23 protein-coding genes and 1 pseudogene are annotated in these 24405 nt (G+C 70.1%); 12 read left to right on the forward strand and 12 right to left on the reverse strand.

From position 1 onward, the window contains the following. Nucleotides 1-182: 182 nt before the first annotated feature. Nucleotides 183-1313 carry a DNA polymerase III subunit beta family protein gene (locus tag LY13_RS03285; protein WP_253826622.1) on the forward strand — a complete coding sequence of 377 codons (1131 nt, stop codon included), beginning with the start codon at nucleotides 183-185 and terminating at the stop codon, nucleotides 1311-1313. Between the two features lie 74 nt (nucleotides 1314-1387). Here LY13_RS03285 and LY13_RS03290 read toward each other — a convergent pair whose 3' ends face one another. Further along, entirely contained in the window at nucleotides 1388-1849 is a 462-nt protein-coding gene (locus LY13_RS03290; RefSeq protein WP_253826623.1) for a MarR family winged helix-turn-helix transcriptional regulator, read from the reverse strand. A gap of 186 nt (nucleotides 1850-2035) precedes the next feature. On the opposite strand from LY13_RS03290, the gene LY13_RS03295 reads away from it, so the two are divergent. The 4 genes from LY13_RS03295 (at nucleotide 2036) to LY13_RS03310 (ending at nucleotide 6498) form a co-directional block, all read left to right on the forward strand. Then, nucleotides 2036-3001 carry a ring-cleaving dioxygenase gene (locus tag LY13_RS03295; RefSeq protein ID WP_253826624.1) on the forward strand — a complete coding sequence of 322 codons (966 nt, stop codon included), beginning with the start codon at nucleotides 2036-2038 and terminating at the stop codon, nucleotides 2999-3001. Then, complete coding sequence (locus LY13_RS03300; protein ID WP_253826625.1) at nucleotides 2998-3609, forward strand: alpha/beta hydrolase; 612 nt, start codon at nucleotides 2998-3000, stop codon at nucleotides 3607-3609. The genes LY13_RS03295 and LY13_RS03300 overlap by 4 nt, the downstream gene beginning before the upstream one ends. A gap of 735 nt (nucleotides 3610-4344) precedes the next feature. Then, nucleotides 4345-5100 (forward strand): Abi-alpha family protein, encoded by a 756-nt coding sequence (locus LY13_RS03305; RefSeq protein WP_253826626.1) that lies wholly within the window; start codon nucleotides 4345-4347, stop codon nucleotides 5098-5100. Nucleotides 5101-5241: 141 nt separating this feature from the next. Further along, complete coding sequence (locus tag LY13_RS03310) at nucleotides 5242-6498, forward strand: DUF445 domain-containing protein (protein WP_253826627.1); 1257 nt, start codon at nucleotides 5242-5244, stop codon at nucleotides 6496-6498. Here the strand turns inward: LY13_RS03310 and LY13_RS03315 are convergent. Both LY13_RS03315 and ggh read right to left on the reverse strand, forming a co-directional pair. Next, nucleotides 6428-7750, reverse strand: coding sequence for an HNH endonuclease (locus tag LY13_RS03315; RefSeq protein ID WP_253826628.1), 1323 nt, complete (start codon nucleotides 7748-7750; stop codon nucleotides 6428-6430). The genes LY13_RS03310 and LY13_RS03315 overlap by 71 nt on opposite strands. A gap of 216 nt (nucleotides 7751-7966) precedes the next feature. Further along, a complete protein-coding gene (gene ggh, locus LY13_RS03320; RefSeq protein ID WP_308216257.1) occupies nucleotides 7967-9322 on the reverse strand; it encodes a glucosylglycerate hydrolase in 1356 nt (451 codons plus the stop codon). Nucleotides 9323-9455: 133 nt separating this feature from the next. Here ggh and LY13_RS03325 point away from each other — a divergent pair, with 133 nt between their 5' ends. After that, nucleotides 9456-10634 carry an ROK family transcriptional regulator gene (locus LY13_RS03325; RefSeq protein WP_253826629.1) on the forward strand — a complete coding sequence of 393 codons (1179 nt, stop codon included), beginning with the start codon at nucleotides 9456-9458 and terminating at the stop codon, nucleotides 10632-10634. Here LY13_RS03325 and LY13_RS03330 read toward each other — a convergent pair. Then, the gene (locus LY13_RS03330) at nucleotides 10612-11418 is read right to left on the reverse strand and encodes a hypothetical protein (RefSeq protein WP_253826630.1); all 807 of its coding nucleotides are present in this window, start codon (nucleotides 11416-11418) and stop codon (nucleotides 10612-10614) included. The two genes, LY13_RS03325 and LY13_RS03330, sit on opposite strands and share 23 nt — an antisense overlap. Nucleotides 11419-11468: 50 nt before the next feature. Here LY13_RS03330 and LY13_RS03335 point away from each other — a divergent pair, with 50 nt between their 5' ends. After that, nucleotides 11469-11978, forward strand: a complete 510-nt coding sequence (locus tag LY13_RS03335; RefSeq protein ID WP_253826631.1) for a mycothiol transferase — start codon at nucleotides 11469-11471, stop codon at nucleotides 11976-11978. Between the two features lie 80 nt (nucleotides 11979-12058). Here the strand turns inward: LY13_RS03335 and LY13_RS03340 are convergent, their stop codons facing one another. Next, nucleotides 12059-12628, reverse strand: a complete 570-nt coding sequence (locus LY13_RS03340; protein WP_253826632.1) for an HhH-GPD-type base excision DNA repair protein — start codon at nucleotides 12626-12628, stop codon at nucleotides 12059-12061. A 544-nt stretch (nucleotides 12629-13172) separates the two neighbouring features. On the opposite strand from LY13_RS03340, the gene ectA reads away from it, so the two are divergent. From ectA to thpD, 4 genes are all read left to right on the forward strand, one after another. Continuing rightward, nucleotides 13173-13712 (forward strand): diaminobutyrate acetyltransferase, encoded by a 540-nt coding sequence (ectA, locus tag LY13_RS03345; RefSeq protein ID WP_253826633.1) that lies wholly within the window; start codon nucleotides 13173-13175, stop codon nucleotides 13710-13712. Between the two features lie 59 nt (nucleotides 13713-13771). Further along, nucleotides 13772-15025, forward strand: coding sequence for a diaminobutyrate--2-oxoglutarate transaminase (gene ectB / locus LY13_RS03350; RefSeq protein WP_253826634.1), 1254 nt, complete (start codon nucleotides 13772-13774; stop codon nucleotides 15023-15025). Nucleotides 15026-15216: 191 nt separating this feature from the next. Beyond that, nucleotides 15217-15609: an ectoine synthase gene (locus tag LY13_RS03355; protein ID WP_253826635.1), complete on the forward strand. Its 393-nt coding sequence runs from the start codon at nucleotides 15217-15219 to the stop codon at nucleotides 15607-15609. A gap of 187 nt (nucleotides 15610-15796) precedes the next feature. Continuing rightward, the gene (thpD, locus tag LY13_RS03360) at nucleotides 15797-16729 is read left to right on the forward strand and encodes an ectoine hydroxylase (RefSeq protein ID WP_253826636.1); all 933 of its coding nucleotides are present in this window, start codon (nucleotides 15797-15799) and stop codon (nucleotides 16727-16729) included. Between the two features lie 470 nt (nucleotides 16730-17199). Here thpD and LY13_RS03365 read toward each other — a convergent pair whose 3' ends face one another. The 5 genes from LY13_RS03365 to LY13_RS03385 form a co-directional block, all read right to left on the reverse strand. Further along, nucleotides 17200-18078, reverse strand: coding sequence for a hypothetical protein (locus LY13_RS03365; protein WP_253826637.1), 879 nt, complete (start codon nucleotides 18076-18078; stop codon nucleotides 17200-17202). Further along, complete coding sequence (locus tag LY13_RS03370) at nucleotides 18072-18563, reverse strand: DUF6932 family protein (RefSeq protein WP_253826638.1); 492 nt, start codon at nucleotides 18561-18563, stop codon at nucleotides 18072-18074. The genes LY13_RS03365 and LY13_RS03370 overlap by 7 nt, the downstream gene beginning before the upstream one ends. 72 nt (nucleotides 18564-18635) lie before the next feature. After that, nucleotides 18636-19181, reverse strand: coding sequence for a hypothetical protein (locus LY13_RS03375; RefSeq protein ID WP_253826639.1), 546 nt, complete (start codon nucleotides 19179-19181; stop codon nucleotides 18636-18638). A 42-nt stretch (nucleotides 19182-19223) separates the two neighbouring features. Beyond that, the gene (locus tag LY13_RS03380; protein WP_253826640.1) at nucleotides 19224-19889 is read right to left on the reverse strand and encodes an OmpA family protein; all 666 of its coding nucleotides are present in this window, start codon (nucleotides 19887-19889) and stop codon (nucleotides 19224-19226) included. Between the two features lie 183 nt (nucleotides 19890-20072). Further along, a complete protein-coding gene (locus LY13_RS03385) occupies nucleotides 20073-20960 on the reverse strand; it encodes an SGNH/GDSL hydrolase family protein (RefSeq protein WP_372493738.1) in 888 nt (295 codons plus the stop codon). Nucleotides 20961-21350: 390 nt separating this feature from the next. Here LY13_RS03385 and LY13_RS03390 point away from each other — a divergent pair. Beyond that, nucleotides 21351-21989: pseudogene (locus LY13_RS03390) on the forward strand (DUF3159 domain-containing protein); the annotation flags it as partial. 325 nt (nucleotides 21990-22314) lie between these two features. On the opposite strand, the gene LY13_RS03395 reads toward LY13_RS03390, so the two are convergent. Continuing rightward, nucleotides 22315-23250, reverse strand: coding sequence for an N-acetylglucosamine kinase (locus LY13_RS03395; protein WP_253826793.1), 936 nt, complete (start codon nucleotides 23248-23250; stop codon nucleotides 22315-22317). Further along, on the reverse strand, nucleotides 23247-24263 hold the full coding sequence (locus LY13_RS03400) for an SIS domain-containing protein (RefSeq protein ID WP_253826794.1): 1017 nt from the start codon (nucleotides 24261-24263) through the stop codon (nucleotides 23247-23249). Before LY13_RS03400 ends, LY13_RS03395 begins: the two co-directional genes overlap by 4 nt. Nucleotides 24264-24405 lie beyond the last annotated feature (142 nt).

Consider the following 24405-nt stretch of genomic DNA (forward strand, 5'->3'; position numbering starts at 1 on the left):
GAGCAGCGATGGTCACGGATTACCTCGATGGGTCGGAGCCGTTGTAAGGCTAGTCTTACCTTAGTCATCGCGACACTGTCGGGTGACCATCCGACCACGATTCGTGACCATGAGGAAGCCTCCGCCCGGTGGACACCCCGCCGGTTGACCTTCGAGTCGCCTGAAAGCCGAGTATCACCGTCATGCCCGACACCGAGTTGCTTCCCATCGGAACGTTCGCGCGCCGCAGCGGCCTCACCGCCAGCGCACTACGGTTCTACGACGACTCCGGCGTGCTCCGGCCCGCCGACGTCGACGCGGCCTCCGGTTACCGCTATTACCACGTCGACCAGCTCGAACGCGCCGTCACGGTGCGCAGGCTCCGTGAGCTCGACATGCCGCTCGCGACCGTCTACGAGGTGCTGACCGCCGATCCGACGCGTGCGACCCGGCTGATCGACGAGCACGTCGCGTCCCTCTCGGCGCGCGCGGAGGAGGCCCGGCGGCGGGCCGTCGACGTGAAGGCGGCGCTGGCCGGGAACGACGCGGTGCCGCTGGCGACCGTGAAGGGCCCGGTGCTGGCCGCGGCGGTCGACCAGGTGCTCGTCGCGACGGGTGTCGCGGAGGACTATCCGGCGATCGCGGGGGTGCGGCTCGAGGTGAGCGGGGAGGCGCTGACGCTGACCGCCACCGACCGGTACCGCCTGTCCACCCGCACGCTCGTCCCCGAGGAGGCGTCCGGCGCGGACTGGGCGGCGACGCTGAGCGGCGACGACCTGCGTGCGGTGCTCGGCGAGGTCCGCCGTCGGCACGTCGTGCGGCTCGAGGCGTTGCCGGACGGCGTGCGGTTCCACGAGGTCGCCGGACCGGGCGGCCGTGCCGTGGGCGGTGACCACGGCGGTGCGGGGCCGACGTCGGGCGACGTGCGGTGCCGGCTGCTCGACGACGAGTTCCCCGACCACCACGGCCTGCTGGCCGCGCTGCCCGACCCGTCGACACGGGTGGTCGTCGCCAAGGACGCGTTGCTTCGGGCGGTCGAGAGCCGCGCGGAACCGACCCTCCGCCTGTCCGTCCGCGCCGGTGAGTGTGTCCTCGACGGGGCCCGCGCCGAGTCGGCGGATGCGGCCGGGCACGTGGTGCCGGCGGAGGTCGAGGGCGTCGACACGGAGGTGTGGTTCGGCGCCGTGGTGCTGCATCCGGCCGTGGCGACGGCCGTGGGCCCCGACGTCATGCTCGACCTGCGCGGCCCGGCGGAGCCCCTCACCGTGCGGTCGGCCGACAACGGCGACCTCGCCACCCACGCGATGCCGCGCACGGCTCCGGTCGAGGCCTGACCCGGACCGGGGTCGTGTCGTCCTGCCGTCGGGCCCCTCGCCCGGCGGCAGGAGGCGTCACCCGGGGTGGGCCGTCACTCCGGGTTCGCCCCGTTGACGCTGCGCAGAGTGCGCATCGCCTCGGCGAGCTCCTCGGACGACCGGTTGCCCAGCGGGGTGAGCACGCGCTCGCGCAGGATGTCCGCACACGCCTTCCGCGCGTTCGACGCGACCTCGCGGCCGTGGTCGGTCAGGCACGCGTACGTGACGCGTCGGTCCTCGGAACTGGGTACCCGTTCGATGAGGTCGGCGGCGACGAGGCGGTCGGCGACCTTGGTGAAGCCGCCGCTGGACAGTGCGGCCTCTTTCGCCAGCCGGGTCATCGGCAGTCGGTGTTCCGGGGAGCGGACGAGCCGCACCAGGATGTCGAACGAGGCGGGCGGAAGGTCGAAGCGTTCCGCGATCTCGCCCATCAGTCGGTCTTGGGTGGCCAGGTAGCCCTCGATCACAAGGCCCCACCAGGTCACGATCTCGTCGTCGTCCGGCTCTGTCGTCACGGTGGACCACCTTACATGTCGCTTCCCGGCGCAGATTCTCGCCTTGATGACTCTCGTACAGCTGAATCTAGCAGGGCCGATTCTCACGGTAAAGAGTCTTGTGTGACAAACTCTCGCTAAGAGATGTCTTGCACGCGAGAGGCTTTCGCGCTAACGTCATCCCCAACGAGTTCGGAGGAGATCGCCATGGGCTTCCAGACCAGCGGCCTGCACCACGTCACCGCCATTGGTGGCGACCCGCAGCGCAACGTCGACTTCTATCTGCGCACGCTCGGACTGCGCCTGGTGAAGACGACCGTCAACTTCGACGACCCGGAGACGTATCACCTGTACTACGGCGACGAGGCGGGCCGGCCCGGCACGCTGCTGACGTTCTTCCCCTGGCGCGGCGTGCCGAAGGGGCGAATCGGCACCGGCCAGGCGACGACCACCGCCTTCTCCGTGCCGGAGCACTCGCTCGGCTGGTGGAAACAGCACCTCGAGACGTCCGGAACCACACCGGGAACCGTGGTGACCAGGGACAACGAGGAGGCGCTCACCTTCCGTGACCCGGACGGGCTGCAGATCGCCCTCGTCGCCCATCCGCAGCCCGACCCGCGGGCGCCGTGGGACACGCCGTTCGTGCCCGCCGAGCACGCGATCCGCGGACTGCACTCGGTGACCATGTCCGTGACCTCCGAGGAGGCGACCGCGGCGATGCTCACCGACGGCCTCGGCCTGTCGCTCGCCGGGGAGAGCTCCGGCCGGTTCCGTTTCCAGGCAGGCGACGGTGGCTCGGGTGCGTTCGTCGACGTCGAGGTCACGCCGGACGCGCCGAAGGGTGTCGTCGCGGGCGGCACGGTGCACCACATCGCCTGGCGGGCAGCCGACGACGCCGAGCAGCTCGCGCTGCGGGAGGAACTCGTCGGCACGGGCGTCGGCGTGACGTCGGTGCTCGACCGGCAGTACTTCCGCTCCATCTACTTCCGCGAGCCGGGCGGTGTGCTGCTGGAGGTGGCGACCGATCAGCCCGGGTTCGACATCGACGAGCCGCTGCTCGAACTCGGGCGTGCGCTGAAGCTGCCCCCGTGGCTCGAGCCGACGCGGGACCAGATCGCCAATGCGCTGCCGCAGCTGGAGCTGCCCGCCGAGAACAACCCGGTGCAGGCATGACGGGCCCGGCGTTCGACCATCGGTACGTCGAGGGTTCGCAGGCCGAGCCGGTGCTGTTGCTCCTGCACGGCACTGGGGGCAGCCCGGACGACATCCTCGTGCTCGGCAAGGAGCTCAGCCCCTCGTCGACGATGATCGCGCCTGCCGGACCGGTCTCGGAGAACGGCGCGGCGCGCTGGTTCCGCAGGCTCGCCGAGGGCGTGTTCGACGTCGAGGACGTCATCGTGCGCGCCGGCGAGCTGGCCGAGTTCGTCGAGTCCGCCCGCGAGCACTACGGCCTCGCCGGGCGCAGGCTCGTGGCCGCAGGGTTCTCCAACGGCGCCAACATCGCCGCCGCCGTCGCGCTGCTGCGGCCGGACGTGCTCAGCGAGGTGATGCTGTTCTCCGCCATGTCGCCGCTGCCCGAGCCGCCCGCGGGCGACCTCGCGGAATCGCGGGTGTTCCTCGCCAACGGAAGGCACGACCCCATGGCGCCGCTCGACTCGAGTGAACGACTGGTGCGCACCTTCCGGGAGCGCGGCGCCGAGGTGACCGAGTACTGGCACCCGGGTGGGCACCAGATCACCGTCGACGGGCTCGAAGCCGCCAAGGAGTGGCTCGGGGACTAGATGAGATGTGCGGGCCGCGGGGGCGGCCCATCGCGCACCACATCGCCTGCGGCGCGGGGACATCGCCGAAGTGGCGTGGTGCGCCGGCCGGCCCGGTTCGTGGTGGGGACCGTCGAACCGGGCCGGCCGTTTCGCCCGGTGGGGACCGGCGAGGTCGGCCGTCCGGCAGGGGCCGCAGGGGGGCGTCTGCCGGGCGGCCGAGCCGTTTCGGGGCCCGGTCGAATCCGATTACGCCGGCGCATGGAATGCGCCGCACGAGACCGACCGCGCCACGACGACGGCGTCGACGCGTGGGTGACGCCGACCGGCGGGCATGCGGACGGCTGTTCGCCGTGGCGACACCGGCCCCGCCGGCCGCTTCCGTCACTCTCGGTAGGAAACGCAACTTGCAGACTGGTCCTGTCGGCGGAACCAGATTATTCCAATGCGTTCTACAGTGCGTGTCTTCCGAAACCGGACATCATCGGTGGGAGGTGCACACGATGAAGGTCGGCGACATGGTCGACTGCCCTCGTTGCCACGGTTCCGGGCTGACCCCCAACCGCAAGGGGCCGTGCCCGAACTGCGGCGGACTCGGGCAGGTGCCGCAACGACAGGGACGTGGCGAGAGGCCCCGACGGGACGGACCGCGAACGGAGGTCGCACGGGCCGCAGGGCGCCGTGGACCTGCCGTGTCGTCGCGGCAACGGGCGGTGATCAACAACTCCGTGACGTCCGCCCAGTAGCATCGGGCATGTGGAAACCGACGAGTTGATGCAGCGCGCGGGCAAGCTGGCCGGATGGGCGGCACGGACGGGCTACTCGCTGGGCAAACGCCTGCCCGGCGCCGACGGTGCTGAACGCTCGCTGCGCAATCTCGAGCAGAAGGCGCTGACCGAACTCCACAAACGGATGGAGGGCGCCAGCAACCGGAGGCTGCTCGAACTCACGGAACTGCCGTCCTCACCCACCGGTGAGGACGGCGCCGACGGACACGGCGAGAACGGGTCCGGTTCGAAGAACTCGTCGACCGCCGTCGCGGTGCCACTGCCGACCGATCCGTTGCGCGCCGGGATGGCCGCGCTGCTGAACCGGTCCACATACCTGAGCCGCGAAGCCGCGCGCGACTACCTCTACGCGTCGATCCTCCGGCAGCTCACCCCCGACGAGGCGCGCATCCTGTCGGTGTTGTCGGACGGCGCCGACTACCCGGTGGTCCAGATCTCCGAACGCAAGACCGGACGAGTCGTGCTGCGGAACGCCTCGACGATCGGCAAGACCGCGGGGGTGTCGGCCACCACACACGTGCCCGTGTACGTCTCCCGGCTGGTGGCGTTCGGCCTCGCCGAGATCGACGACGAGCAGACCGACCTGGCGACCCAGTACGAGATCCTGATGACCGACGAGACAGTGCGGAAAGCCGAGGACCTCGTCAAACGCCCGAAGATCACCCGCGGCGCGCTGCGCATCACGCCGCTCGGCGTCAACTTCTGGCTCGCCTGCGCACCGTGACGGCTGTACCCCCGTTCGCCACTCGGGGCGGGTGTCGCGCTCTGGCGACGAGTCGCCTGGTCGTGTGATCATGCGCGCCTGCGTCGACAACGGGGTCGGCGCAGGCGCCACAGCTGTGGATCCGACGCGCGGCGGTGATCGATGGGCGAGTACCTGCACGGAATAGTCGACGACTTCGTGCGGTATTGGCCTGTCTATTCGTCGATTCCGCTGGTCGCAGCGTTGATCGGCTGGGTGACCAAGCTGGTCGCGATCCGCATGATGTTCGAACCGATCGAGTTCACCGGTGTCCGCCGTCGGGGCAGGCCGTTCCTCGGGTGGCAGGGCATCGTGCCGCGGCGGGCGGCGCGGATGGCGGGTATCGCGGTCGACACCATGACCGAGCAGTTGATCTCGCCGCGTGACATCGTGCAGCGGCTGGATCCGGAACGCATCGGCAAGGAAATCGAGGCTCCGCTGCGGGAGGCGATCGAGGAGATCGTCGTCGACGTGGCCGAGCGGTATCAGCCCGGCCTGTGGGAGCGACTGCCCGACCGGGCCAGGCGCATGGTGATCCGCCGGGTGCAGGACCAGGCGCCGCACATGGTTGCGAAGGTCATCGACCAGATCAAGGCCGACGTCGACTCGGTGTTCGACCTGAAAGACATGGTCGTCACGCACCTGGTCAAGGACAAGGCGCTGCTGAACCGCATCTTTCAGGAGGCGGGTCACAAGGAGTTCCGGTTCATCGGCCGGTCGGGGCTGTTGTTCGGCGCGTTGATCGGCATCGTGCAGATGATCGTGTGGTTGTTGCTGCGCGTGCCGCTGGTCATGCCGGTGTTCGGCTTGTTCATCGGCTGGTTCACCGACTGGCTGGCCCTGAAGATGATCTTCCGGCCGTTGCGGCCGCGGAAGTACTTCGGCGTGACCTGGCAGGGGCTGTTCCTGAAACGTCGTGACGAGGTCACCGACGCCTACGCCGACCTGATCGCCACCGAGATCATCACGCCGCGCAACGTGATCGACGCCGTGCTGCGCGGTCCGATGTCCGACCGGGTGCTGACGATGATCGAACGGCAGGTGGATGCCGAGTTGGAGCGGCACACCGGTGTGGCGAAGCCGCTGGTACTGCTGGCCATGGGAGGCGGCCGGTACGGGGCTCTCAAGGACCGCATCGCCGAGTCGGTGATGACTCGTCTGCCCGAGACGTTGCGCTATGTCGAGACCTATGCCGCTGATGCCATGGACATCCGCGGCACGCTCGTGACGAAGATGCGTGAACTCGACGACGCCGAGTTCGAGGGGCTCCTGCGTCCGGCGTTCCAGCAGGACGAGTGGATCCTGATCCTCACCGGTGCGTTGCTCGGCGGCTTGTGCGGTGAGCTGCAGGTTCAGCTCGTTCTTCTCCTGACGGGGTGAGGGCCGACAGTGCCGTGATCACGGGTCTCGCCGGTTGTCGTCCCGGTTGTTGCGTGGATCGACAGGCGGGGTCGCGTCGCTTCCGTGTCCGTAGCCGGCCGGGCTCGTGGACGGGTTCGGGAGTGGCGGTGTGCGTGGCACCGCTCGGCGTGGTGACCGTTGTGGTTCCGGTGTCGGGTTCGTGGTGGATCGTCCATCCGGGGTCGTCCTTGCGTGCGTGGTGGTGGTCGCACTTGGCGCTGCCGTTGGAGGCCGAGGTGTGGCCACCGAGGTGCCAGGCTGTGTCGTGGTCGAAGTCGCACCGGCGGGCGGGGCGGTGGCACCAGGGCACGCAGCACTCCCGGTCGCGTGCCGCCACCAGGTTCCGTACCGCAGCGGTGGGTCGCCGCCGGGTGCGGCCGAGATCGACGGGCCGCCCGGTGCCCGGGTCGCAGAGGACGGCGCGCCAGATGCTGTTCGGATCGCTCATGATCTCGCGGGCGATCGGACCGGGCACGGGGCCGTATCCGTCGAGTTCGCAGCCGTCGTCGGTCATGGTCAGCGCAGTGTCGACGGGGAGGTGGAGGAACACCGACGCCGCAGCACGTGGTGCACTGACTCCGGGATTGCGACCGAGGAGCAGGTCGCACGCCACATCGGCCCGCAACTGGTCCAGGGTGCGTCCGTCGCGGTCCGTCCGGCGGAGGTCGTTCGCCAGTGCGTCGACGTGGCTCTTGACCGCCGCGGCGACGTTCGCGGGCGCGTCGAGCGTGAACTGCGACATCGCATGTTCGCCGGGGCGCAGTTGGAACGACCGGTTGCGACGCGCTGCGCGGGCGCGTGCGGTCTGCCCCTCGGGGTCGACCTTCTCGACCAGTCGTCGCGTCCGCCGGGCCAGATTGGCCGGTAGCAGTGACGCCGACGAATCGGCCGCGAGTCGCTCACCCAGCAGCTCGTCCACTCGGCGCGCGTGGTCGTCGTTCAGCGGCGCGGTCACGTCCAGTACCCGTCGGGCGCCGTACGCCTCCACCCGCCCGGCCCGCATGAGAGTCAGGACGGTCGGCAGCCGCGCGGTCAGTGCTACACCACGCCCGATTCGGCGGGCCGCTTCGGCCGTTGACACACCCAACTCCGGTGCGACCTCGTCGGCGACGCTGCGCACGTCGTCGAGTTCGGCCAGCCGTGCCAGTGTCGTCATCTCCGTCGCGTCCGCCCGTGCTCGTTCGGCTCGCGCGGCGCGCAACGTTCGGATCAGTTCTTCGCGTTCCCCCATGGTTCGACGGTATCGAATGTGTGTGCGAAGTGCGACGCTCGATCGGATGAATTGTGTCGTTCGTGCCGGCACCGTCCGGCTGGGCGGTGGTCGGAGACAGGCGGGCGCGCCCAACACGCGCCCCCGAATCCGCAACACGCGCCCTCGAATCCGCAACACGCGCCCCCGAACCCGCAACACGCGCCCTCGGATCCGCAACACGCGGATTTCGCGGTGCTACACGCTGCACAGCCAGTCGAGGACGACGGCGGCGGTCCAGGACTGGTTCGCGCTGCCCAGCGGTGTTCCCGTGAACGGTTCGTAGTACTCGCCGAACGACCCGTCGGAGGCCAGGTGTACGCCTTGTGCGCGGAACTCGCTGGCGTGTCGTTCCCAACCTCGCCGCCCGAACGCCCAGCCGAACAGCCAGGTCACGACCGGCCATTGTGGACCGCGCCAGTACAGCTTCGGGTCGAAGTCCTCGGCCCGTGGCGACACCGATGGGGGCACGGCCGCGAACAGGTCCGGGTGGGCCGACCACGCGGGGCCGTCGAGTGTGTCGATGAGCCGCTGTTCGGCCTCGGCGGGCAGGCCGCCGCACAGCAGTGGCGAGAACGCGGCGATGGACTCCGTGTCGAGCCAGGTGCCGGTGCGGACGTCGAAGTCGCGTGCCATGCCGGTGTCGGGGTCGCAACTGCGGGCTGCCGCGGTGCGGGCGCGTTCGGCCCACGTGCGCAGCTCGGCGATCTCGGACGCGGGTGCACCGATCTCCTCGCCGAGGTCGGCGAGTGTCTCGGAGGCCAGCGCGAACACGGCGGTGACGAACACGTCGCCGACGAGGAAGGCCGACGTCTCGACGACCTTGTCGGGGTTGTAGTCGGCGCGCCGCATCTGCTCGATCAGCCACAGGTACCGGTCGTACTCGTCGTCGCTGGGTCGCTCCCCGGGGTCGTCGACCTTCAGCACATCGAGGCGTACGTACGGCGGCAGGTCGGCGCCCGGTCGCACGCCCGCGTACGGAACGTCCCACCGCGGCGAGTTGTCCATTCCGGACTCCCAGCCGTGCACGATCGTGACGAGGCCGTGGTCGTCGGACATGCGGTGCCGGGCGATCCAGCGGTGCCAGTGGTGCAGTGGTGTCCACGCGCGCCGGGCGAAGCCCTCCGCCACGCGGGTGTCGGCGTCGGAGGTGCGGCGGGCCGTGTCGACGATCCGGCGGAGCGCGACGGCGTGGACGGGCGGTTGGCAGATGCCGGAGGTACGCACCCCCGCGGGACGCTGCGGCGCGTCGTCGGTGCCCCATCGGTCGGGTCCGGGGAAGTAGTCGTTGTCGCCGGTGAACACGATGTGGGGGATCATCCCGTCGCGCCACTGGGCCGAGAGCAGCGTGTCCAGTTCGGCCGCGGCGCGGCCCACGTCGAGGTGGGCGAGTCCGATCGAGATGAACGCCGCGTCCCAGCTCCACATGTGCGGGTACAGCCGCGGCGACGCGGTCACGAGCGTGCCGGTGTCGTTGTCGCGCAGCACCATGGCGGCCCGGGCGGCGAGGCTCGCCGGCCTGTGGGTGGTGCGATTGCCGGCGGCGGTGGTCACCGGGCCTCCCGGGGCAGAGACGTTCAGGCCGAGGACGTTCAGGCCGACGGCGTGTGTCGACAACGTGCCGTGTTACCTACTTTTGTCAGTTCCGTTAACATAAGTAGGCGGGAGGCTGATTGTCAACGTGGTCGTGACCAACGAGCAGGGGAACCCTCCGAGCGCGACGTCGCCGGGGCGGGTACTCGACGTGCTGCGCGCCCACGGACCCTTGACCCGGCAGGAACTGCAGGACCGGGTCGGCCTGTCACGCGTCACACTCGTCGAACGCCTCGACGCGCTCCGGTCGCACGGACTGGTGCGCACGAGCGGTCACCGGCACTCGAGCGGCGGGCGACGCGCCGAGGTGCTGGAGGTCGACCTCGAGACACCGAGCGCGCTGACCGTCGACCTCGGACAGAGCCACGCGGCACTGGCCGTCACCGACCTGCGCGGCACCGTGCTCGCCCGCGACCACCACCGACTGCCCGCGCGGCACGATCCCGACGACGTCGTCCCGCTGCTGCTCCGTGCCGGCCGTGACCTGCTCGACCGCACCGGGCGCGCCGGTGCGCTCCGTGCGATGGCGCTGTCCCTGCCGGGGCAGATCGACCACGAACGCGGCGTCACCGTCGCCCCGGCGACCATGCCCGCCTGGAACGCCCGCCTGCTGCGGGAACCGTTCGCCGACGCGTTCGGTGTGCCCGTGCTGCTCGAGAACGACGCCAACGCGCTCGCGTTCGGCGACCACTGCGCGATGGGCAGGCCGGACGCCACGGTCGTCGGCGTGAAGATCGGTACCGGTATCGGGGCCGGCGTCATCGTGTCGGGCCGCATTCATCGAGGTGAGAGCGGCACCGCGGGCGAGATGGGGCACATGCGCATCGAGGGCGACGACCGCAGGTGCTCGTGCGGTCGTCGCGGCTGCGTGGCGGCCGGTGCGGGCGGTACGGCGCTCGTGCGGGAGCTGCGACCGTCCGGGGTGCGATCGATGGACGACGTCGTGCGCCGGGTCCGTGACGGTTCGGAGGAGGCCGTGCGCGCCACCGCCGAGGCGGGGAGGCTCGTGGGCACCGTGTTGGCCACGGTCGTCACGATCGTCAACCCGCGGCACGTCCGCATCGGCGGCGCGATCGGCGTGCTGCCGCCGTTCCTGGACGCGCTACGCGACACCGTGGAGGCGAACGCTCACGCCAGTGCGCTGCGCGGACTCGACGTCGGTCCGTCCGGCCTCGGCGCCGACGGCGCGTTCGTCGGGCTGGCGGGACTCGTGGCCGACGAGATGCTCGCACCGTCCGCTGTGGATGCACTCATTGCTCGGGGAGGGCGGTGAACCGGCCCGGGGTCGCTCCGTCGCGGTAGGCCGGAACATCACGCGGGCCGGTCCCGCGATACGACTGGAAGCGGCGTCCGTGCGAGTGCGGCGTGCCGAACAGCTCGTCCGGCATGTCCTCGTCGACGTCCTCGATGGCCACGTCGTGGCCTTGGCCCGCGGCGCTTCCGCCGAGGTCCTCGGAGTACACGCACACGCCCGTCGCCACGTCGAGTCGTACGAGATAGGCGTCGGCGAACACCGTGCCCGGCGGCGGTTCGTGGTTCTCGGCGGCCTCCGACGCCGCGGAGAACAGCAGCGGGCAGCACCCGCAGCGCGGGTCGTACCGGTGCGTGGTGCGCAGCCGTGCCTGCCATGCCCGCCTGCCGTGGTGCTCGACGGCGGCGAGGTCGAGGATCTCCGTGCCCGCCGCCGCGGTGCCGTCGTCGCGGCCGTCGGCCAGCTCGTACGGGTCGAGCATCGCGACCCAGTGGTAGTTCCGGTACATCGGCGGTTCGAAGTCGAACCGGGGCGTAGACGCTTCGTCCGCAGGTCGGGCGAGGAGACCGTCGGTGTCGAGGTCGACCGCGGGCGGTTCGGTCGTGTCGGGGTCCGCGCTGCGGTGGAGGACGGTGCCCTCGAGGTCCTCGACACGGAGCCTGCCCGGTTTGCGCACCCGTGCACGCACGGTGTGGACCGCCTGGCCCTCGCCGGCGCGGCGCCGGCCCGTGGTGAATCGCAGCGACCGCCACCGCCACGGCGCCGACCGTGCCAGTGCGCGGAATCGTTCCTCCGTCGGATCCATGGATCGTTGGTACCAGGCGAGCACGCGGCGGGGCGACCACAATGGCGGACATGGGAAGTGTCGAGCTGTTGACCGACGCCTTCGGGCGGGTCCGGGACATCGTCCGTGACGTCGTCGAGGGGCTGGACGCCGACGCGCTGGCCGAACGCCTCGACGCCGACGCCAACTCGATCGGGTGGCTCGTGTGGCACCTGACGCGGGTGCAGGACGACCATATCGCCGACGTCGCAGGCCGCGAACAGCGGTGGACGGCCGACGGCTGGATGGAACGATTCGGGCTGCCGTTCCCACCCGGTGACATCGGCTACGGACATTCCAGTGCCGACGTCGCCGCCGTGCGCGTGACCGACCCCGACCTGCTCGTCGGATACCACGAAGCGGTGCACGAACAGACCGTCGACTACGTCGCCGGCATCACCGACCCCGACCTCGACGTGGTCGTGGACGACTCGTGGGATCCGCCGACGACGCTGGGTGTGCGGCTGGTCAGCGTCATCGGCGACACGATGCAGCACGCGGGCCAGGCCGAGTTCGTCCGCGGCATCATCCTGCGACGCTGACGAGCACGGCCACGTCGAGGAACGCGGAACCGGCCCTGTATCCGATCGGATACGCCCGTGCCGCGTGTCGCGGGCGGTCGCTACTTCTTCGCTGCGGCCTTCTGCGCCTTCTTGAAGTCGCGCACCTCGGCGAGGGTCTCGGGGTCGACGACGTCGGCGATGGAGCGGCGCGCGCCCTCGTCGCCGTAGGAACCCGCGGCCTCGCGCCAGCCGTCGGGCTGCACCCCGCGCTGCTTGCCCAGCAGCGCCAGGAAGATGCGGGCCTTCTGATCGCCGAAGCCGGGGAGGGCCTTCAGTCGCTTCAGGACCTCTTTGCCGTCCGGGTCGCCGTGCGTCCACAGCTCGGCCGTGTCCCCGTCGTAGTGGTCCACGACGTAGCGGGCCAGCGCGTGGAGCCGTTTGCCCATCGACGCGCCGTAGCGGTGGATCGCGGGTTTGGCCACGCACAGCTCGACGAAGGCGTCGACGTCCGTTTCGGCGATCTTGTGGACGTCGAAGCCGCCCATGCGTTCCTGCAGCTTCCGAGGGCCTGCGAAGGCCACTTCCATCGCCACCTGCTGATCGAGGAGCATGCCGCTGAGCAGGGCGAACGGGTCTTCGGAGAGCAGCTTGTCGGCGTCGGCGTCGCCGGTGAGGTGCAGCGTGGACATGTCGTCATTTTCGCACGTGGGGCGGGCCTCGGGGTACGAACCGGCGGCGACGGACCGCCGGAGGGTGCGCTGCTCCCGCGCACCCCGCGGGAGCAGCGCACACGCGCCCCGTGTGGGAGCAGCGCACACGCGCCCCGTGTGGGAGCAGCGCACGCCACGTACTGTGCGTGCTCCACCTCGCACCGTGTAGCCGTCGCCGACGCAGAGGTGGTTGACCACTCCGCGTGACCAGCATGGAGCGGAAAGTTGCCACCGTTCGGCCTCTCGCGTCGGGAGGCCGGTGCCACTACCGTGCTGTGCGGTGGCTCTCGGAGCTCGCCGCCCAGGCGCTCTCCGGCGCGGGTCGCGTACGCGGTTGCCCGCCGGGTGAGGACCGACGGGCCCCGCGGCAACCCTGGTGTGGCCGCGGGTAGCACAGCGGTGTCTTGATCGGTAGCTCGCTGTCGCCATCATCACGCACGTTTCTGCGTTGTTGCAGGTTGATCGGGTGATTGAGCGCGTTGCCCGCTGATATCGGAACGCGAACCTGTTAGATTGCTTCAATATGTCCGGAAAGCACACAAAGCGTGCCAACGGCGATAATGATTCGGCGGGCCACGTGGTGATCGAACCACCAGCGGCGGATGACGGCGCGGCCCTCTGGCGAATAGCGCGTGATTCACAAAAGCTGGACCTGAACTCGTCCTACGCCTACTTGCTGTGGTGCCGTGATTTCGCCGACACAACTGTCGTCGCCCGTGCCGACGGGGAGCCCGTAGGATTCGTGATGGGCTATCGCAGGCCTGCGACGCCCGACTCGTTACTGGTCTGGCAGGTCGCCGTCGACGATTCCCAACGAGGCCGCGGCCTTGCCGGAAAGATGCTGGACGCGCTGTTCGAGCGTGCGATCCCCACCGGTGTTCGCTACCTCGACACGACCATCACGCCGGACAACGACGCGTCCATCCGACTGTTCACGTCGTTCGCGAAGCGCTGGGACGCGACGCTGGAACGGTCCGAGTTCCTGGCGGCCGCCGAATTCCCGGAGCCGCACGAACCGGAGGACCTGTTCCGCATCGGCCCGTTGAACGCGTCCGCCGACTGAATCGCCCGGCCCCGAGCCGGCACAAACCAAGATTTGCCTGAAAAGCAGGAGCTGAGAACGTGAGCATCTTCGACAAGCTCGAATCCCAGGTGCGGAGCTACAGCCGTGGCTGGCCCGTGGTCTTCGACAAGGCCCAGGGCAGCTGGATCTACTCCGAGGACGGCAAGCCGTACCTGGACTTCTTCGCGGGCGCCGGTGCCCTCAACTACGGGCACAACAACCCGGCGCTGAAGCAGGCGCTGATCGACTACATCTCCCGCGACGGCGTCACGCACTCGCTGGACATGTTCACCACGGCGAAGCGGGACTTCCTGGAGTCGCTGGACGAGCAGATCCTGCAGCCGCGAAACATGGAGTACAAGGTCATCTTCCCCGGCCCCGGCGGTGCCAACGCCGTCGAGGGTGCGCTGAAGCTGGCGCGCAAGGTGACCGGCCGCGAATCGGTCATCAACTTCACCAACGCGTTCCACGGTATGACCCTCGGCGCGCTGTCGGTCACCGGTAACTCGATGAAGCGCGGCGCCGCGGGCATCCCGCTCGTGCACGCCACGCCGATGCCGTTCGACAAGTACTTCGACGGCGAGTTCCCCGACTTCTTCTACTTCGAGCGCCTGCTCGAGGACTCCGGCTCGGGCCTGAACGAACCCGCCGCGGTGATCGTCGAGTCCGTACAGGGCGAGGGCGGCATCAACGCCGCGCGCCTCGACTGGCTCAAGGGCCTGTCCGACCTGTGCAAGAAGCACGGCATCCTGCTGATCCTGGACGACGTGCAGATGGGCTGCGGGCGCACCGGCCCGTTCTTCAGCTTCGAAGAGGCAGGCATCGAGCCGGACATGATCTGCCTGTCCAAGTCGATCGGCGGCTACGGCCTGCCGATGGCGATCACGCTCGTGCGCCCCGACCTCGACGTCTGGTCGCCCGGCGAGCACAACGGCACGTTCCGCGGCATCAGCCCGGCGTTCGTCACGGCCGCCGCCGCGCTGCGCAACTTCTGGAACGACGACACGCTGGAGAAGTCGACGAAGGCCAAGGGCGAGAAGATCGCCGCCGCGTTCGGCAAGCTCGTCGATGCCTACCCTGAGGCCGAGCTGATCGCCAAGGGCCGCGGCCTCGCGCGCGGTCTCGAGTTCGGCCAGGCCGAGGCAGCCGGAAAGGTCGCCGCCGCCGCATTCGACCGTGGCATGCTGCTCGAGACGTCCGGCCCGAGCGACGAGGTCGTCAAGCTGCTGCCGCCGCTGACCCTCACCGACGAGGAGCTCGACAAGGGCCTGGAGATCATCTCCGAATCCGTCGAATCGGTGTTGTCCCGCTGACCACCGTCGCGGGTTCTTGCCCTCCGACGGTGCCGCCCGGCCCGAACTTCCACACGAGAACGGTGATTCACCGCCAGGGACGTCCTGCGACGTCACCCTGGCGGTGAATCACCGTGACCCCGGCGGGCCCGGGGCGGTGCTTCGAGCACAATCACCGGTACGACCCGATCAACCCGACCCGAGGAGTCGCCTTGTTCGTCCGCAAAATCGACGACATCACGGACACCGAAGCCGACATCAAGACCGAGAACTGGCGCAGCAAGCGCATCGTCCTCGCCAAGGACAAGCTCGGTTTCTCCGTGCACGAGACCACGCTCTACGCGGGCACGGTGAACGACTTCTGGTACGCCAACCACATCGAAGCCGTGTTCATCACCCAGGGTGAGGGCGAGGTCGAGGACAAGGCGACCGGCGAGGTCCACCAGCTCGAGCCGGGCTCCATCTACGTCCTCAACAACGCCGACAAGCACCAGGTGCGGCCCCGGACCGAGATGAAGACCGTCTGCGTGTTCAACCCGCCGGTCACCGGCCGGGAGGTCCACGACGAGAACGGTGTCTATCCGCTGATCGTCGAAGAGGACTGATACGTGCGTCACCGCCGGCCGGTGGCGTAATACGGAAGCTCCGCGGGAACCCGGTCGGTGAGGTGTCGTGATGTCACGACCTTCGCCCGGCCGGGTTTTCGCGTTTCACGAGAGGAACAGTCAGGAAGAAAACCGAAACACGGATTCGTAGGAGGCGACATTGACTCTTGCGGACACAATTTCCGGTATGTCCCAGAACGCCGAAGGGTCGTTCCGCGGTGAGCGCGCGGGCGGCGGATCGGACGCCTACCCGTCGCGCCTGAGTGCAGGCGAACCGCAACTGCTCGACCGGCCGGATCCCACGGTCTGGGGGAGCGAGGCCGACGGCCCGTTCGACGGCGACGAGCTCGCCACCCACGCCGACAACGGCTACACGATCCTCGAAGGACTGATCACACCCGCCGAGGTGCAGGGCTACTGGCAGGAGCTCGTGCGGCTCTCCTCGGACCGGGGCCTCAAGTCCGACGAGCGTGTCGTCGCCGAGAAGTCGTCGGGCGAAGTGCGGTCGATCTTCGAGGTCCACCGCATCAGCGAGCTGATCGACAGGCTGGCGCGCGACCCGCGCATCCTGGATCGCGCACAGCAGCTCCTCGGCTCCGAGGTGTACCTGCACCAGACCCGCGTCAACTACATGCCCGGCTTCCGCGGGAACGGCTTCTACTGGCACTCGGATTTCGAGACCTGGCACGCCGAGGACGGGATGCCGCGGCCGCGTGCGGTCAGCTGCTCGATCGCGCTGACCGACAACTACCCGTACAACGGCGGCCTGATGGTGATGCCGGGCTCGCACCGGACGTACGTGCAGTGCCTCGGCGAGACGCCCGAGAACCACTACAAGGCGTCGCTGAAGGAACAGGAGATCGGCGTTCCGCGCGAGGACGACATCACCAAGCTCGCCGCCTCCTGCGGCATCGATCAGTTCACCGGACCGGCAGGCTCGGCGTTGTTCTTCGACGCCAACATCATGCACGGGTCGGGCAACAACATCACGCCGTATCCGCGGTCGAACATCTTCCTCGTGTTCAACAGTGTGGAGAACGCCCCGGTCGAGCCGTTCGCGGCGAGCAGTCCGCGGCCGTCATTCATCGGCGCCCGCGACGTCACCCCACTGCGCAGGTGACGCCGGTGCGGCGGCGGTGGGGCCGCGGCGTTGTCGGCGCTGCCGGTGCGGCGGTGCCGGCGCGGTACCCGTGAGCGTTCGGCCGCCCGTGACGCGGTGCTCCGTCCTGCGATCGTGCCGCCGGACGGAGCACCCGCCGGAGGCGGTCGAACCACGACCGGACTGAACCAGCTGCCGCACCCGAGTTCGAACAGGTTTACGCCAGGGGTGGGTGTAGCCGACCTTGCGCAGCCTGTTACCGTGTCGCCACCTCATCGCGCAGCGGTGGGCAGTCGTCCCCGGCGGCTTGGTGACTCCTTTGCTCGGGGTGGGCGCCGTGTGACCGTGGTGGAGGCGACGAAGAACGAGGAGTACGGCCCCGCGCCATCAGATCGGGACTGATGGCACGGGGCCGTATTCTGTTACGGCAGTGGCGCCGATTTCCGCCCAGTGGGGCGCATTTCGTGCATACCCGGCGCGGCAGGCGCGGGTCAGTCGAACAGGCTCGTCTCGCCGTGGATGTCGAGCAGCTCGTACACGGGCCGTCCCCGGCGGCCGTCGATCGTGGTGGTGCGGACCACCCGCAGTCGTGCCGTGACGGGCCGGTCGAGGTTCACCTTGATCTGGTCGAGCAGGTCCGGCACGACCGCACCCTGGATCGTGCTGCCGGTGTCGCGTTCGAGGTAGAAGATCCGCCTGCGGGTGCGGACGCCGTCGAGCCTGCCGGTGACCGTCTCGTAGCCGACATCCTCGCGCGACTCCCGCAGGCTGTTGTGCAGCACGCGCGCCTGCTCGGTGGTCATGCTGCGCGTGACCTCCTCGCCCGACGTCGGCATCAGCGTGAGGCCCAGGCTGGACGTCTTCGTGACGGCGCTGACGACGTCGCTCACGGCGTTGCGGATCGTGTCCCGCTGCAGCAGCACCGCGTCGAGCGCACCGTCGTCGGAACCGTTGATCGGCAGGAAGTCGCACAGCTCCTTCACGGCACGCTCCGACAGCGTCTCGATGCCGTCGTTGATCAGCGCGTCCGGATCGGACGTCTCCGGGAACCCGAAGAACAGCGCGTTGCCCGCCTGGCCGCGCTGCAACAGCGGCGCCTTCTCCCTGTCGGCGGGCTGGACGTAGGTGATCTCGCCCTGCGGATTGCGCACGATGTGACCGACCTTGGCCGTCGCGTCCTGCAGCGCGCGGCTGATGTCGGAGAACGCGTAGGCGTCCATGCGCGGCGAGTCGAGCATCGACACCCGCAGCAACGCCGACCGGCTCGGCCGCTCGAACTTGGCGTGCGCGGCACGGGCCGACGCGCGCGCCAGGTCGTCCAGCCACGTGCCGCCGGGAATCGCGTCGGCGATGTCTTCGAAGCTCACCACGTCACCTCCGCGAATCCCTTGAACGTGCCGTGGACCGGACCGCGCGCCCACGTCGGTTCCCACGCCTCCTCGTCACCCGGACGGCACAGGAAGCCGTCGAGCAGGCCGCTCATCGGCCGGACCCGGTCGAGGTACATCGCGGGCTGTTCCGCGATCACGCCGTTGAGCGTGAGCATCCCGTACAGGGCCTCCCGAGCGGGAGCCGTCAGCCGTTTGAGACTGCCCCACTCGTCCGGGATGAGCAGCACGTCGATGTCCCGGGGTACGTTCTCGGTGCGCACGGCTATTTCCCCGGAGACCCACGCCCTGCCCGACGGGATGAGCCCACCGACGACACCGAGGTAGCCGGACAGTGCACTGAACAGCACCTCGCGCTCGTTGCGGTGCGGGGCGTCCCACACGAACCTCTCGTAGAGGTCGGACAGGTCGGCGGGGTGTCGCCCCGGAGGCAGAACGTTGTCCGGAGTCCAGTAGGGGAGCGGCATCCACGTTCCTTACATCGCCGACGAAGCGCCGAAGCGGCTCAGCGAACTTATCAGCCGCTACGGAGCGCGAGGTCAGCCGCCTGAACGGGGGATGTCGTGCTCGGTGGCCCACTCGTCGGCTTCGTCCGGCCATTCGTTGCGGGTGTGCCACGCGCGCCGCGACGGCAACGTTCCCGATGTGCGCCCGGCGCCGGTGGTCTCGTCGAGGGTGCCGATGATGTGGTTGCCCGCCTCGTCGGTGCGGGCCGGCCGTGCCTGTTCGACGTCGGGCGTGCGCGGTCCACGCCGTCGACCACGGTGGTGATCGGCCGAGTTCGGGTCGTGCACCTGTCTCCCGGAGCCGTGCGACACCGCGGCGGGCCGCCCCGTGCTCGAACCGGCCGCCACCGGGCCGAACGTCGCCGTCCCGGCGGGCCCGGCCCTCGTCGATGCGGGCGCGGTGAGGGCGTCGCCGGTGCGCGTGTCATCGGTGGACGCGCCGTGGGTGGCGGCTTCCGCGGTGCCTGCTTCCGAGGCACGCCTGCGCCGCGCGGGCCAGGTCAGCAGGGCGCCTGCCAGCGCTCCGAGCGCGAAAGCGACGAGCAGCCAGAGCCAGATCTGTCCGAACAACCACAACATGGGGCGTATCCCTCCTCGTCGTTCCGGTCTCCGTCAGTGCCGTCAGCGCACGTGGATCTCCACTCGCCGGTTTACGCGGTCGGACTTCGCGTCGTCGCCGTCGGCGACCGGCCGGGTGTCGCCGTGGCCGACGGTCGTCAGGCGGTCGCGGGAGATGCCGGCGTCGGCGAGTGCGGTGGCCACGGTGTCGGCACGCTCGCGGGACAGTGCGCGTGCCTCGTCGCCGTCGAGGTTCGGCACCTTCGCGACGTGTCCCGCGACCTCGAACCGCAACGTGGCGGGGGCCGAGCGCAGGATGTCGGCCACGTGCGTGACGGCCCGCCTGCCGCTGCCGGTCAGCTCGTCGCCGTAGGGGGCGAACCGGATCGGTGTCCGGCGGAGCGCACCGTCGAGGGCCCGCTGCGTCCGCACCGCCGCCGGGCCGGCCTCCGACTCCCGCACCTCGACCGCACGGACGCCCTCGAGGTCGGCGACGACGCCACGAACCCGGTCACCGTGCCCCTTCGGGACGTCCGCCACGGTGACGTCTCGTCCGTCGATCGTCACGTCGGGTGCGGGCACCCCGGCGTCGCGGAGAGCGGTCCGAGCCTCGCCACGCAGGTCGTGTTCGATCCGGTCGGCCGTCGCCCACGTCGCGCCGAACGCCAGGAGCCCCGACACGGCGAACGCGAGCGGAATCAGCCAGAACCGGCCATTTTTCCCGGCCATGCACCGACGATAGGCGCGGACCACTCACCCCGCGAACGCAGCGACAGGTGTGATGCGTGTGGGTGGCTGTCGACCGGCGCCCGGGAAGGCGTCACGGCTGCCCCGGAACCCGCAACACGGTCCCCGAGATCCGCAACACGGTCCCCGGAACCTGCAACACGGTCCCCGGGATCCGCAACACGGTCAGTTGTCGGCGGGTTCGGCCGGCGTGAAATTCGCCGTGGACGCGGCCGTGGACGTGTTCGCCGAGACCGCCGTGTTCGGGACCGCCGTGTTCGCCGGGACCGCCGACACGGTCACCGTGGTGCCCGCCGGGGTCGTGGAGACCTGCTGGTACAGCGGGGCAGAGCCCGCAGGCTCTCGCAGCGGCGTCAGGCTCGGGCGCTTCGGCGTGATGCCGTCCCCGAGCGATTCGCCGCGCAGCTGGCGGCGGATCCACGGCAGCAGATGCGCCCGGGTCCACTCGAGGTCGCTGCGGCGGAGGGTGAGCCAGTTCGGGTGGCCGTCCGTCTCGGGCCACGACTCCCGCCAGTCGGCGGACGTGGGCACGCCCAGCACTTCGGCGGCGCGGAGCGCGATCCGCCGGTGGGCCTCGGCCGTGAAGTGCAGCCGGTCGTCGCTCCACGCGCGGATGTCGTGCAGCGTGTCCATGGACCACAGGTCGACGATCTTCGCGTCGTGGCGGTCGGCGATCGCGCGCAGGTGCGCGTTGTAGATGGCGACCTTGCCGCGCAGCATGTTGATCACCGACATGCTCTTCGTGTCGGGGCCGGTGAAGAGCAGCACCTCGATGCCCTCGGCGCGCAGGGCGGCGATCCCGGCCTCGAACTCGGCGGCCTTGGCGTCGACGTCGGCGCCCGGCACGATGATGTCGTTGCCGCCCGCGCACACCGTGACCAGGTCGGGCTTGGTCTCGAGCGCCATCGGCAGCTGCTCGGTCATGATCTCGGTCAGCATCTTGCCGCGGATGGCGAGGTTGGCGTAGGCGAAGTCGGGAGAGCCGTCGGCGAGGATCTCGGCGAGCCGGTCGGCCCAGCCGCGGTACGTGCCGTCGGGACGTTCGTCGTTCATCCCCTCGGTGAAGCTGTCCCCGATCGCGACGAAGCTGCGGTATCCGGTCACGACGTCTCCCTCCGCCCTGTGCACGCGTGTCTCCCAGTTGATCAACGGCCGGCGGGAGGCGCGTTCTTCCCCGAAAGCCTGCGTCGCGGGCGCCGGTCGGACCAAGGGTGACAGTCTCCTCCTTCGAGGGCACCCTACGCAGCCGTAATGTGGAGACCGGAGCGCCCGGTGTGGTGAAGGTAACGTGGTCCGAGTCGGCGATGCCGGCGCGCGGAATCAGGCAAGGTGGGGACCGTGAGTGACACGCCGCCGCACGAGACCTCCGGGGCCGCCCCGGATCGTCGCGAAGCCGCACAGCGAGGGGGTCCGGAGAGCGCTGCCGCGCCGCGCCGCGAGTCCCTGGCGACCCTCCTCGGCGGCCGCAAGGGTGCGATCGACGCGAGTCTGCCGCCCGTGGCGTTCGTCGTCGGCTGGCTCGTGTCGGGCTCGTCGATCGGCTGGGGAGCTGCCGCCGCGATCGCGCTGAGCGTGGGCATCGGCGGCTTCCGTCTCGCCCGCGGCGACAAGGTCAGAGCGGTGCTGATCAGTCTCGCCGCGGTGGTGCTCGCAGCGCTCATCGCCCTGCGCACCGGCCGTGCCCAGGACTTCTTCCTCATCCAGCTCTTGTCCAATGTGGCCAGTGCACTCGCGTGGGCCGTGAGCATCGTGATCCGGTGGCCGCTGCTCGGCGTGGTCGTCGGCACGGTGCTGGGGCAGAAGACGCGCTGGCGGGCCGACCGCGACCTGCTGCGGGCCTACTCACGCGCCAGCTGGGTGTGGGTGTTCGGCCAGTACACGCTGCGGGTCGCCGTGTTCGGCATGCTGTGGTGGGCGGGCGAGGTGGTGGCACTGGGCGTCGCGCGCACGGTGCTGTCGTGGCCGCTCGTCGCGCTGACCGTCGCCGTCAGCGGCTGGGTGCTGCGCCGCTCGCTGCCCGCGGAGCACCCGGGCCTGCGTCATCCCGTCCCGCCGGAGGGGCGGGACTCGGAGCCGTCCGGCACGGCACGTGGTGACGAGGCGGCTGCTGCTGCCGGCTCGGCTACGGCCGACCCCGACACGGCCGACCCCGACACGGCCACCGGCGACACGGCCGACGGGGCCACGGCCATCGGCGACACGACCGAAGGCGCATCCTCGGATCCGGCGTCCCGGGATCCCGCGTCTTCGGACCCGGTGTCTTCGGACCCGGCATCCCCGCATCGAGCGTCCTCGGATCCGGCGTCACCGCCTCCGGCGTCCCCCGGTGGCGCGAACGCGGGATCCGCGCCACCGGGTCGCGACAAGTAGGTGGCCCCCGGCGAGGGGGGAGGTCCGGGGGCCGCCGTCACCCTACTCTGTTCGGGTGAGGCACCTGTCGACCGAACCCCCTTAGTGCGGCCAGCCACGCGGCCCCCAACACCCCGTCCGTGCTTTCCCGCACGTCACAGCCGCGCAGGCGAGCGTGCACGCGCGCGCGGACAGGACCGTCCTCGCCCATGACGCTGCCGACGAGCACGATCGGGGTCTTCTCGGCGGCATCACGGGCGGTGAACGCGACCTCGCAGAGCCGGTCCGCCGCGTCGTCGGCGATGCGGGCAGCGACGGGATCGGACTCGACCGCGGCGCTCACGAGTGGTGCGAACCGGGCCAGCCGGACGGGCGCCTCGCCGTTGACGATCGTGATGAGCAGGTGGAACGCGCGTGGCTCCGCAGGGTCGACACCGGCCTCGGCGAGCACCGCGGATGTCAGCTCGCCGAGCGGTTCACGCCTGGTCAGCGCGTCGAGCGTGGCCCGGACCGCCTCCCTGCCGATCCAGAACCCCGAGCCCTCGTCCCCGAGCAGCCAGCCGTAGCCGCCGGAGATCGACACCATGCGCCGGTCGCGGATCCGTCCCGCGATCGAGCCCGTGCCCGCGACGAGCACCGTGCCGTCCGGCGCGTCCGTCGCCGAGGCGAACGCCGTCTCCGCGTCCGAGACCACGTCCGGGGTCACGTCGAACCCGGCGTCCAGCCACGTGCGCTGGAACAGGGCCGCGACGTCCGGGTCGGTCAGCTTGCTCGAACCGGCCATCCCCACGACGCACGCGCCCAGGTCTGCGCGGTCGAGGTCCACGGTGGCCGCGGCGACGGCCTCGGCGACGGCGGACGCGGCCTTCTCCGGTGGGTGCGAGTTCGGATTCGCCCCGCCCGCGCGGCCGGTGCCGAGCACGCGCATGTCGGCGTCCACCGCGCACGCCCTGGTGCTCGTGCCGCCAGCGTCCACTCCGACGACGTACATCAGCGGGTCTTCGTCACTTTGTGCAGGCCACGCGGGTTGTCGGGGTTCCCGCCCCTGGCCAGTGACAGGTGCAGCGCCAGCCGCTGCACCGGCAGGATCTCCAGGACGGGCGCCACCTCCTCGGCCGTTTCCGGGACGTCGATACGCAGCGCCGCCGGCATCGACGACGCCGCCGAGCCGACCGCGAGCACGTCGGCGCCGCGTTCGCCGACCGCACGCAGTACGTCGCCCATCACCTCGCCACCGCGGCCCGCGCTGGCCATGCCCAGCACCGCCGTCTCCTCGTCGACGGCCGCCACCGGCCCGTGCAACAGGTCCGCACCGCTGTAGGCGTGCGTCTGCAGGTAGCTCGTCTCGGCGAGCTTGAGCGACGACTCCAGCGCCGAGGCGTACGAGTAGCCGCGCGCGGCCGCGATGACTCGGTCGGCGAACCGGAAGCGGTCCACCGCGCGCGAGACCTGGCCGGCCGAGTCGCGCAGCGTCGCGTCGGCACGCTCGCCGATGTCGGCGACCGCGCCTCCGTCGCCGCCCCGGATGGCGTCGACCAGCAGATACAGCGTCAACAGCGTCGCCGTGTACGTCTTCGTCGCGGCGACGGCGTTCTCCTGGCCCGCGCGGATGTCGACGGCGAGATCGGCCGCCGAGAACAGCTGTGACGACCGTGTGTTGCTGACCGCGACCGTGCGTGCACCGGCCTCCCTCGCCGCCTGGGTCACCTCGAGCAGGTCGGGTGATCCGCCGCTCTGACTCACCGAGATGACGAGGACGTCGCGCAGGTCGGGGCGTGCGCCGTAGAGCGTCGTCGTCGAGGGGGAGACCAGTCCGACCGGCAGGCCGAGGAGCACTTCGATCAGGTATTTGGCGTAGATGGCGGCGTGGTCGCTGGAGCCACGGGCGGCCAGCAGGGCGAACCGCGGCCGGTGCCGGGCGATGTCGGCGGCGACGGCCGCGATGTCGGCGCGGTGCTCGGCGATCGTGGCCAGCATGTCGGGCTGCTGGTCGATCTCGGCGGTCATCAGCGCGCCGGGTTGCGCATCGGTCACGATGCTCCTCTCGAATCCCCGTTAAGGTCTAGACCAATACTAGACAGGTTGAACATGGGCCGCGAAGGGTAGTTTGGCGGGTAAGGCGTTTCGGGGCGCTGGAGTGGAGGAGTCG

Origin of the sequence: Prauserella aidingensis, assembly GCF_024171865.1 — a bacterium.
Lineage (GTDB): Bacteria > Actinomycetota > Actinomycetes > Mycobacteriales > Pseudonocardiaceae > Prauserella > Prauserella aidingensis.